The organism is Grimontia marina, assembly GCF_900060185.1.
In the GTDB taxonomy this organism is placed as follows: Bacteria; Pseudomonadota; Gammaproteobacteria; order Enterobacterales; family Vibrionaceae; genus Enterovibrio; species Enterovibrio marinus.
In genome coordinates this window covers 1-10250 of record NZ_FIZY01000093.1, presented here as the reverse complement: position 1 = coordinate 10250, position 10250 = coordinate 1, and the positions used below count along the sequence as shown (strand labels likewise).

At 48.6% G+C, this 10250-nt stretch carries 9 protein-coding genes; 6 read left to right on the top strand and 3 right to left on the bottom strand.

Going from position 1 to position 10250, the window contains the following annotated elements; genetic code table 11:
• Nucleotides 1–189: 189 nt before the first annotated feature.
• Nucleotides 190–717, top strand: coding sequence for a DUF4395 domain-containing protein (locus tag GMA8713_RS24495; RefSeq protein WP_062715156.1), 528 nt, complete (start codon nucleotides 190–192; stop codon nucleotides 715–717).
• 59 nt (nucleotides 718–776) lie between these two features.
• Here the strand turns inward: GMA8713_RS24495 and GMA8713_RS24490 are convergent, their stop codons facing one another.
• Nucleotides 777–3023 (bottom strand): DNA/RNA non-specific endonuclease, encoded by a 2247-nt coding sequence (locus GMA8713_RS24490; protein WP_062715155.1) that lies wholly within the window; start codon nucleotides 3021–3023, stop codon nucleotides 777–779.
• Between the two features lie 208 nt (nucleotides 3024–3231).
• Between GMA8713_RS24490 and GMA8713_RS24485 the strand changes: the two genes are divergently transcribed.
• The 4 genes from GMA8713_RS24485 (at nucleotide 3232) to galM (ending at nucleotide 7178) form a co-directional block, all read left to right on the top strand.
• Nucleotides 3232–3447 carry a DUF3820 family protein gene (locus tag GMA8713_RS24485; protein WP_062715154.1) on the top strand — a complete coding sequence of 72 codons (216 nt, stop codon included), beginning with the start codon at nucleotides 3232–3234 and terminating at the stop codon, nucleotides 3445–3447.
• A gap of 422 nt (nucleotides 3448–3869) precedes the next feature.
• Complete coding sequence (locus GMA8713_RS24480; protein WP_062715153.1) at nucleotides 3870–4946, top strand: UDP-glucose--hexose-1-phosphate uridylyltransferase; 1077 nt, start codon at nucleotides 3870–3872, stop codon at nucleotides 4944–4946.
• Nucleotides 4939–6096, top strand: coding sequence for a galactokinase (galK, locus tag GMA8713_RS24475; protein ID WP_062715152.1), 1158 nt, complete (start codon nucleotides 4939–4941; stop codon nucleotides 6094–6096). The genes GMA8713_RS24480 and galK overlap by 8 nt, the downstream gene beginning before the upstream one ends.
• Before the next feature lie 11 nt (nucleotides 6097–6107).
• Entirely contained in the window at nucleotides 6108–7178 is a 1071-nt protein-coding gene (galM, locus tag GMA8713_RS24470) for a galactose-1-epimerase (protein WP_062715151.1), read from the top strand.
• 136 nt (nucleotides 7179–7314) lie between these two features.
• Here the strand turns inward: galM and GMA8713_RS24465 are convergent, their stop codons facing one another.
• A complete protein-coding gene (locus GMA8713_RS24465) occupies nucleotides 7315–8277 on the bottom strand; it encodes a nucleoside hydrolase (protein WP_062715150.1) in 963 nt (320 codons plus the stop codon).
• 241 nt (nucleotides 8278–8518) lie between these two features.
• Nucleotides 8519–9085: a pyridoxamine 5'-phosphate oxidase family protein gene (locus GMA8713_RS24460; protein WP_062715148.1), complete on the bottom strand. Its 567-nt coding sequence runs from the start codon at nucleotides 9083–9085 to the stop codon at nucleotides 8519–8521.
• A gap of 531 nt (nucleotides 9086–9616) precedes the next feature.
• On the opposite strand from GMA8713_RS24460, the gene GMA8713_RS24455 reads away from it, so the two are divergent.
• A partial coding sequence (locus GMA8713_RS24455; RefSeq protein ID WP_157515568.1) for an IS630 family transposase occupies nucleotides 9617–10250 on the top strand: 634 nt, incomplete at its 3' end.

The following is a 10250-nucleotide window of genomic DNA, read 5'->3' as shown; positions in this document are numbered from 1 at the left end:
ATAACGCAAGGGGTGTGCCAGTAGTGTAGTGCAATAAAAACAGAGACTTAGCTGATGCCTAAAAAGGGGGGAGCAAGGTGTTGCCTGTGGGTGGGCGAAAAGTTGCTCAGCGAGCAAGATTTGGCCGAAGCCGATGTGGGAATTTAACCAGCGTATAGACTTATAAAAAAATAGCTCCGGGAAACGTTCATGCGCGCTGACGAATTAAAACAATACCATACCTTCTTCACCACCCCGATTCTGGCAATGAGACAGAGAATTCCGGGTGAAAGCGATCTGCGGATCGACGAGACTGCCACGCGAGCCCGGGCGGGGCTATTAAATGTGTTATCCGCGGTCACTATGGTGTTCTTGTTGGTTCGTCCTGAATGGGATCCTGTGATTTATGTTGGCCCATATGTGATTTTCGACATGTTGATGGCAGCGATGTTCGGGTTGACACCCCTAAGCCCATCGGGATTATTGGGAACGGCGATGACCATGCGCTCCAAGGCCATTTGGAAACCGATAAAGCCCAAACGCTTTGCATGGAGCCTCGGGGCTATTATGGGGATTACCTGTCTGACATTTCGCTTACTGGAAATGCCGGACATTTGGCTGTTTGCCGTGTTGGGTATCTGCTTTATGTTGACCTGGCTGGAAGCGGTGCTGGGTTTCTGTGTCGGCTGTTGGATGCATGGCAAGATGTTCGGTTGCGAAACCTGCGCTTTGGATTGACGTATTGAAAGAAGAAAGGCGCGAAGTCCCGCGCCTTTGGCTTTGCTTCGTAAGATTCGCTAACTGAAGTTCAGTACCTGCCCCTCAGCGCGGCGGCTCACCGATTTGTATTCCACTTTGGAAATGACAGTATCTTCCGTATCCAACAGCTCAATCACTGTCCCTTTATTCGAAAGTGCTGCCCCGCCGCCACCTGCGCGAACAACAATTTTGTGCTCACGACCCGGTGGTAACTTGGTCTTCTCGCGAAGGACTGTGGTGCCGGATTTAGTCCGTATTTGCCAGCCAGTGACGTCAATAAGTCCCGGCGTTTCATTTCGAATGGACACCCACTCATTTTGATCGCCGACACCCGGTGGATTTGGCATCGCAGAAGCAATGACCACATCGCCTTCGTCATACAGCAAGACATCGGTATTGGAATGCGGAGCCAATAACAGATCGCGATTATCACGACTTTTAAGTACCGGATAGAAAGAGCGCAAATGGAAGCCGCGATCCTGGTTTTTCAGCGTCTCGCGATATAGCACCAAATCGTAGCGCCAGCCGTTGATGGCTGCTCTGCGCTTGGATTCGCCATCAAAAAACGACAGTGGCTGCGTGTCGTTGCGAAAGCTTTCAAATGTCAGCATGGTGCCCAGTGCCAAGAGGCATTCTGGGCTCATACCCACGAAGAATCCGCCTTTCTCTTTCCATGCGATCTTCTCGCCCACTCGCCAGCTCATCGCCAATGTCGCGACATCGGTATTCAGGTTTCCTTCAGGGCCGTCGTAGAAAGAGCCTAGATACTCCAAATCGGCTTTTCCGCCGCTACCATTTTGCTCATCCCAGAAGAACTTCGCCCAGAAGTGATAACCCCCGATTTCGTAGCGAGAGCCCTCACGCTTAATCTCACCAAGAAAAACATGTTCAAAGCCAGAAGCATGTTTCACCTGACGGTTGCCAAAGTTGTTGGTATAAAGCCCGAACCAAATATTTCTGACCGTTTCGCGAAAGGTCTCGATGCTGGTCAGGTCTATGCACTGTCCTTCACCAAACGTGGTACTGGTAAAAGGCATTTCGGTGAGTTTGGCTTGGGCAAATCCAAGACCGCCTTCACTTTGATCATCCGTGATGTATTGGTAGACCGATTCCATGAGTGAAATCCTGTCTTCATCGTCGTAGCGGGCAAAACAGGTATCGAGGAAATGCTCAATCTCGGCCAGTTCAACATCGCTGTATTTCTCTTCGTCGCGTTCAAGCTCGTTGTAGTTATCAATCAACCGCTTAAACGCCTGATAAGAAGGCAGGAACATCAGCTTGTCGGTATTCACTTCATCGAAGAGGAAGAACTTGGCCAAATCACGCTTACCCGGGCGACGGTAGCCTTGCTCATAGAGGCGGATATCTGCGTTCTCGTTCATCCAGCGACCGTCCGCAAGGCGGGTGACATCGAAGCGGTTGTCATCCGCATCCCAAAGCTCTTGGACGATGTCGGTATATTTTCCTCGGTTATCCACGATGTCAGTCGGCGATTCGATAGGGCGCATTTCTGGCGTATCGATATCGTTTGACGTAGTGAAGTTGTTTGTGGAATAGAACATAGGGTTCGTATCGTAGAGCGCTTGCTGGAAATAGAGGTCAGTGAGCTCTGTGATTTGGGTAAGCGAAACCTGATAGCTTTCTAGGTTCAGGGTATTTCGACCGTCATGATCGTCCCAGAATTCGCTTTGCTTCATCAAAAACGCGCGGCATTGAAGTTCGCCACCTTTGGTGAACACAATCACTTTCCAGAATGCTGACGGAATGTAAGTGCCTCGGTAAGGTTGGTCATTGATGGTGTTGATTGGGCCAGTGAACACAGAAAGTTTGTCGTCGAGATCTTCTTCTTCCAGCAACCAGTTTTCCAGTTCCAGCCATTCATCCTGATTGAACTTCGCGTGCTGCAAATTGGCGTTGGTATAGAAAAAAGAGTCTCTGTTTGCCTGACTTGCCTCCGGGCGGGAGCCCCAGGTAATGGCCGCGCGACGCACCATATGGCCGCGGTCCCAGACATTGTTTTTATACACCTCGGGGCCAGCCTGATAGTCAATGTCGACGCGGGGATCGAGCTTCCATCTCGCGCGCTTCAGGCTCATGAGTGTTTGCCTGTCGATGTTGTGGGCGGTGTAAAACGCCATTTTTGTTTCACGGTTCATCACCAGTGAAAAGTGTTCATAGTGCAAAGGTTCACCGTATTCCCAAGCCACCTCTAACAGGCTCTCGCCCAATCGTGGCAGTGAAACAGGAACACTCAAAAACTCGGTATTAAATCCTTGTGAAGGCATGGCAGTCACCTCTCGCTGTCATCATGAAGTGATATACATTAGTCAGCGTTTATGCCGTTATTGTTTTAACTAAGGATGAATAACCCGTTTTCCCTACAACTGAGACGCTATCTCATGCTTGCTTTGACAGATGGGGAGAAGATCGCGCGAGGTGCACTGCGCAGCGTGATAGACTCTCGTTCTGCCCAATAGGAAGTGAAAAACGACCATGCTCGAAAAAGAAAACATGCTCAAACTGGCGAGAATGAAAATGCCGTTTGGCAAATATGCTGGAAGGGTTTTGATTGACCTACCTGAAGAATATTTGCTTTGGTTTGAAAAGCAGGGGTTTCCTAAAGGAGAATTAGGTCAATTGCTTGCCTTTTGCTTGGCGCTAAAAATTGAAGGGTTGGACGCAGTCGTGAAGCCCCTAAAAAACATGTGATCAACGAATTGAAATAGAGTCAAAGTGAACGAAAAGGATGTGGTGCCGGCCTTTTGGTGGGCAATGCAAAGCAATGACTTCTATGCACTAGGTGAGTTGCTATCTGATATTTTTGGACTGTATTGGCCAGATCCACTCGATGCACTAGTATGGCGGAGACAATGGGTTTCCTTGGAATAAAAAACGCGAGTCATGTGACTCGCGTTTTTATTTAAATCAACTGGATGCAATCAAACACAATTGAAGAGGTCTCTTTTTCTCGTCTCCGAAATAGAGTAACGACATAGTTTTTCTTTATCTAGCTGGTTATGTTGTGAACACATGCTATGATTTCATTGTAAACGTTTACAATGTTAAAAAATGCTTCTATAAGTAGTAAACGTTATCGAATGGACAAAACATGAAACAAGGCAGTTGAGACAGTGAATAACCCGTTTGATCCTACCGACCATCCACACCGCAGATACAATCCGCTGACCGGGCAATATGTGCTGGTTTCGCCACATCGAGCTAAACGGCCTTGGAGCGGCCAGGATGAAAAGCACTCTGAAGAAGTGCTTCCAACTTATGACAACGGTTGTTTTCTTTGTCCAGGAAACACACGGGTATCGGGTGATGTTAACCCTGCTTACGACGGCACTTTCGTTTTCGACAATGATTTCGCTGCCTTGATGAGGGATTCACCGAGTCCTGAAGAAAGCGACCATCCGCTGTTCAAAATTGAGGGTGCTCGTGGTTTGAGTCGGGTAATTTGTTTTTCACCAGACCACAGTAAAACACTGCCAGAACTCTCCTTGAAGGCGATTCGGGGTGTGATAGAAACCTGGAATGAGCAGATTGAATCTCTTGGAAAAGATTACCTTTGGGTTCAGGCATTCGAGAACAAAGGTGAGGCCATGGGGTGCTCGCAGCCCCATCCTCACGGACAAATCTGGGCCAACAGTTTTCTGCCGAATGAAATTGCCCAGAAGGAAACCTTTCTGAAGGCTTATCTTCAAGAACACGGCTCGAACCTGCTACTCGATTACGTCAAGGCAGAAATGGCGGACGGCTCCCGCACTGTGGTGGAAACCCAGCACTGGCTGGCGGTGGTTCCCTATTGGGCGGCATGGCCATTTGAAACCCTGCTCATGCCGAAGGCAGCGATACGGCGAATGGAGGAGTTGAGAGACGAACAAAGGGACGATCTGGCGTTGGTGCTGAAAAAACTCACCAGCCGTTATGACAACTTGTTCCAATGTCCTTTCCCCTATTCGATGGGGTGGCACTACGCGCCTTTTTATGAGGAAGGAACGGACATCGAGCACTGGCAGTTACATGCGCATTTTTTTCCTCCGCTGCTTCGCAGTGCCACAGTGCGAAAGTTCATGGTGGGGTATGAAATGTTGGCGGAAACCCAACGTGATCTGACACCGGAACAAGCCGCTGAACGTCTTCGCGCCGTCAGCGATATCCATTACAAAGAAAGCGCAGAACAGACAGGGAAAGGCCATGAATAACCCTATTCACAAGGTAAAACAGGCATTTAACGCCAATTTTGGCTATAAGGCTAAATATCTGGTTCAGGCGCCCGGACGCGTGAATCTGATTGGGGAGCACACCGACTATAACGATGGCTTTGTGCTGCCTTGTGCGATCAACTATCAGACTGTTGTGGCGGCTTCTCCGCGTCAGGACAACATCATCCGTGTCGTAGCGGCTGACTACGACAATGCGACGGATGAATTCTCGCTTGAGGAAGATATTGCTTTTCTGCACGAGAAAATGTGGGCCAATTACATTCGAGGCGTTGTTGTGTGTCTCAAGCAACGCGGCTATCAGTTCAAAGGCGCAGATCTGGCCGTGAGCGGTAACGTTCCGCAGGGAGCCGGATTGAGTTCATCTGCTGCCCTTGAAGTGGTGATTGGGCAAACTTTCAAGACCCTCTACCAACTTGATATTTCCCAGTCGGACATTGCGTTGAACGGTCAGCAAGCGGAAAACGAGTTTGTAGGCTGTAACTGCGGCATTATGGATCAGTTGATATCCGCAAAAGGCATAGATGATCACGCTTTGTTGATCGATTGCCGAACACTGCAAACAACCCCGGTTTCTATGCCACAAGATATGGCGGTGGTCATCATCAATTCAAACAAAAAGCGTGGGTTGGTGGACAGCGAATACAACACTAGGCGTGAGCAATGTGAAGAAGCAGCGTGCTTTTTCGGTGTAGCAGCTCTTCGAGATGTTTCTTTGGAAGACTTTGAACTTGCTGCTGACAAGCTCGACGAAATTGTAGCGAAACGGGCGCGTCATGTGATCACCGAGAACGAAAGAACCCTTGCGGCTGCCTCCGCACTCCAACAAGGTGATTTAAAAGCAATGGGTGCCTTGATGGCGGCGTCTCACGCCTCGATGCGGGATGATTTTGAAATCACTGTACCGGAGATCGATGCGTTGGTGGAGATGGTTAAGTCTGTGATAGGAGAAGAAGGCGGCGTGCGCATGACTGGCGGCGGTTTTGGGGGCTGTGTTGTCGCGCTGGTCGCACCCGATAAAGTGGGGGCTGTTCGTACTGTGGTCGCAGCAAAGTATCATGCGCTGACTGGGTTGAACGCTGATATTTATGTTTGTCAGGCCAAGGGCGGATCGGGTGAAGTGAGAGAGTGATAGGGGATGTCATGAGAAACGAGGCATACTTGGAAGGGCTGGAGCAGGCGTTCACTTCCACGCCATCTTATGATGAATTGCCCGCTCAATTGGTACATCTCAAAAACAGCCATGGCATGACCATATCCTTGATGGACGTCGGTGCGACTTGGCTAAGTTGCCGATTGCCTCTGGTTTCGGGTATCCGTGAAGTGTTACTGCATTCACCTGACATGGCATGCCATCGAAAGCAAAGTGCCTATTTTGGCGCGATCGTGGGGCGTTATGCTAACCGTATCGATAGAAGCCAATTTTCTCTGGATGATCGCATATATTCCCTTAACGGTAACGAAGGAAAAAACATCCTTCATGGAGGCAAACAGGGTTTTGATAAACGCCGCTGGACGATCGTGGCACAGAGTGACAACGCGGTGACATTCAACCTCCATTCAGAAGACGGAGATCAGGGATTTCCAGGAAACCTATTTGCAAGCGTGACCTACCTGCTGGATGAAGAAAACCGTGTCGAAATCCAGTATCAGGCTGAGTGTGATAAAACCTGCCCCATCAACCTGACCAATCATGCGTATTTTAACCTTGGGGGCGTGGGGTCAGGTGTCAAAAGTCTCGAGCACATGCTGATGATGGAAGCTAGCCACTACCTTCCTACGCGGAAAGACCTCATTCCTACCGGCATGTGGAATCCCATCAGTAAAACCGCCTTCGACTTTTCTGAACTCAAAGCCATTGGGCGGGATTTTCTGGCCGATAAAGATCAAAAAGTCGCTGGGGGGTACGATCATACCTTTATTTTCGATCCGGATGTGTGTGATGGGGAAGCATTGGCAGTGTCTTTGTTGGCGCCGGATCGCTCTGTCATCATGAAAGTGAGCACGACAAAACCTGCTATCCAGTTCTACTCAGGCAATTGCCTTGAAGGAACACCCAGTGAACTTGGTAATTATGAGAACTTCGATGGTCTTGCGCTTGAGACCCAATACTTACCAGATGGACCCAACCACCCTGAATGGGGCGAGAAAAGCGGGGTATATCAAGCTAACCAGCCTTATCATCATCGAACAGCTTATCAGTTTCTCTTTTGAGTGTTTTACTTAGACCTAAGGTTTGAGGAAGACACTCTCACGCTGGGCACTTTTGGGCTTTCTGTTGTTATGTGAATAATGGAGCCTGTGCTTAAAAGAAGGCAACAGACTCCCTTAGTATATCGTGAGTCATGAATTAACTGCTGTAGCTGGTGATGGTATCGAGGTACAAATCAAGTAGCGCCTGATCATTCACTTTTACGGCGACATTCTGTGCCGGCCAATCTGCCCATTCGTCTGCCTTGTGCTTAGTGTCATTGTGCTTTTGCAGCGTCATTCCTTCAGCTGGGCCGTCGCATACTACTCGGATGGGGCCACCACGCACTTCAAACAAACTTGGGTCAATCACGTAGGCAATCGCAGATGAGTCATGCACAAAGCAGCCATTTACGCCCATTCGGGACTTGTAGAAGTCGAGGTAAAAGCGACTGATGTCCCATACAAACTCGCCCACATCGCCACAGGTATCACGCAAAGTGTCGATGTAGTCTGTGGAAAAGAAGGCTTCATGGGTTACGTCTAGGCCGATGACAGTGACAGGCCAATCCGCAGTGAAAACGGTATCAGCAGCATGTGGGTCGTCATAAACATTGGCTTCCGCGAAAGGCGTCACATTGCCTGTGTGCTCATGAGTACCGAAAGCACCGCCCATAATGACGACTTCTTTTACTAATTTGGTGATTTCCGGCGCTTGTTCTAGTGCCAGCGCCAGATTGGTTAACGGACCGACGGCAACCAGAGTGATTTCGCCAGGTGACGCTTTTACAGTCTCAATAATGTATTGGTGGGCTGGTCGTGGATCAGCACTGATGGTTGGCGCTTTGATCTTGACATCACCAAATCCATTTTCGCCATGTACCGCAATGCTAGCACCAACAGGTTGACGCTTTAGTGGCTTTGAAGCACCTTGTGCGACATCGCATTTAAAGCCAAAACGCTGTTTTAGATAAAGCGCATTTCGCGTGCTTATATCTATGTCCGCATTGCCATATACGGTGGTTAAGCCAACCAACTCGATCTCTGGACTTGCCTCTGCAAACAGGATTGCCATCGCGTCGTCAATACCTGGATCGGTGTCTAGAATAATTTTTGTTGTCATTGTGAATATCCGTTAGGAAAACTTCTTTTATTCTATGACGGCTTGGGGAGTGTCACTGACTGCTATGTGACTTAATATTGTGATTCCCCTCAATATTCAGCAGCAAGTATGAGTAAGGTGCTTCTCCGTATACATGGAAGAATTAATAAATATACAGAAATAGTGGTAAAGGCCAATAAATTAGACAATAAGGCAAGGAAAGAAAGGAGAAAAAACGCGGAAACGCCCGCGTTTTCGTGGACTATTCTTCGATACTGATGCCAGCTTTGGCAGCAATATCAGTTTCAAAACCGTCAAGGCTTACCTGGTTCTTTTTCAGCCAATATTTCTGAATACCTTCCGCGCCTTGACGCTCAGACCACTTAGCCAGTTCATCTCTGTCACCTTCGTAGCTGTAGAAGGGAACAGACATGCCGCAGGAAGCTTGCACCATATCAATATCCAAAAGAAAAACCTGACGTGATGCAATGCTTTCAGGAAACAGTGAGGTATAAATTTCCCATTCCGGATCGTTGCGGTGCAGTGCGCGTGCTTGACCATAAGCCCTGAGGATCAACGGCGCGCCTTCAAACGCACACCACATGATGGTCATCCGTGCATCTTTCAGTACATGGGCAGCAGATTCATTGCCACTTCCTGTCAGATTAAGCCAAGCCAGCGTTTTGTTATCTATCGCGCGCAGTGAATCACCACCCTTTGGTGAAATATTAACGGTACCTGAATCTGCTGCTGTGCCCACAAAGTAGATTTTTTGCTGTTCGATAAAGCAAATTTGTTTTTCGTTGAGCGATTTGGTGGTCTGTCCCATTTTTGCTTTCTGTCCTTGTGGTGAGTTTTAACCAACATATCACCCGAAGTACTAATGGCCAATTCAATGAGGCCTATTGAGGACTTTCTTATTGAGAAATAGTGAGTTATACGTGATGATTCGCTGTTTTTCCAAGAAAGTTTCTAGGGTCTGTCGACCTTTGGTGATGATTTTTGCAGCAGTTTGTGGGGATTTTATGCAAGGCAGAGGCTTCGATATGTAGCTAGCCTACATGAGAAGCTGATAACGCAGCAGAAATTCCCCACAAACGCTGCCCGAAGGGTTCGACTGCGCGTCCCGTACTCTAAGCGTTTTATGCTTTGTTGAGGTGTATTTGCTTAGAATGATTAGGCGGCACACACCTCGCCACGCCTAAAACGCTTATAGCGAGAACAAAATTTAACCACCAAAGATCAACAGCCCCTAAATAGCTGTTCCTAATAGTAGATCTCAAAGATAAGAGAAACTCAGTCCGCTTTGTGCGATCTGATCAATCGCCAAACCGAAACATACCGACAAAAGGACTGAGTGATGGCCATCATAGCACCGATACCTCGTGGCGAACGTCGTAGGATGAAAAAAGCGATACAGACTACCAAGGACAAGGATTATGCCCGCAGACTTATTGCTCTCATGCAACTCCACGAAGGCAAAACGATTGTCGATGTCTGCCGTATTATCAGTGCAGCCCGCTCCTCAGTGGGTAGGTGGATTGACTGGTTTACTCAAGGTGGTATGGATGCCCTGCACGCTTTGCCTGTTGGCAGACCGCCAACGCTTCCCGTTAGCGAAATGTGTGCGATGCTGACTATTCTGGTTCAGTTTTCCCCGCAGGATTTCGGTTATCAGCGAAGCCGCTGGAGTACAGAGCTTTTAACGATGCAGCTCAATGATGTATTCCAAAGTACAGTGGCGGCTTCTACGGTCAGGCGTTGGTTACCGAAAATCGGGATCGTCTGGCGTAGGGCGGCACCTACCCTCAATATTCGAGACCCTGACAAGGAAGAAAAGCTCGCTCAGATAAGTGAGGCGCTGGACAAATGCAGTGTTGACCATCCGGTGTTTTATGAAGACGAAGTTGATATCGACCTTAACCCCAAAATTGGGGCTGACTGGACGGTAAAAGGCCAGCAGAAAAAAGTGGTCACACCGGGACAGAACTGCA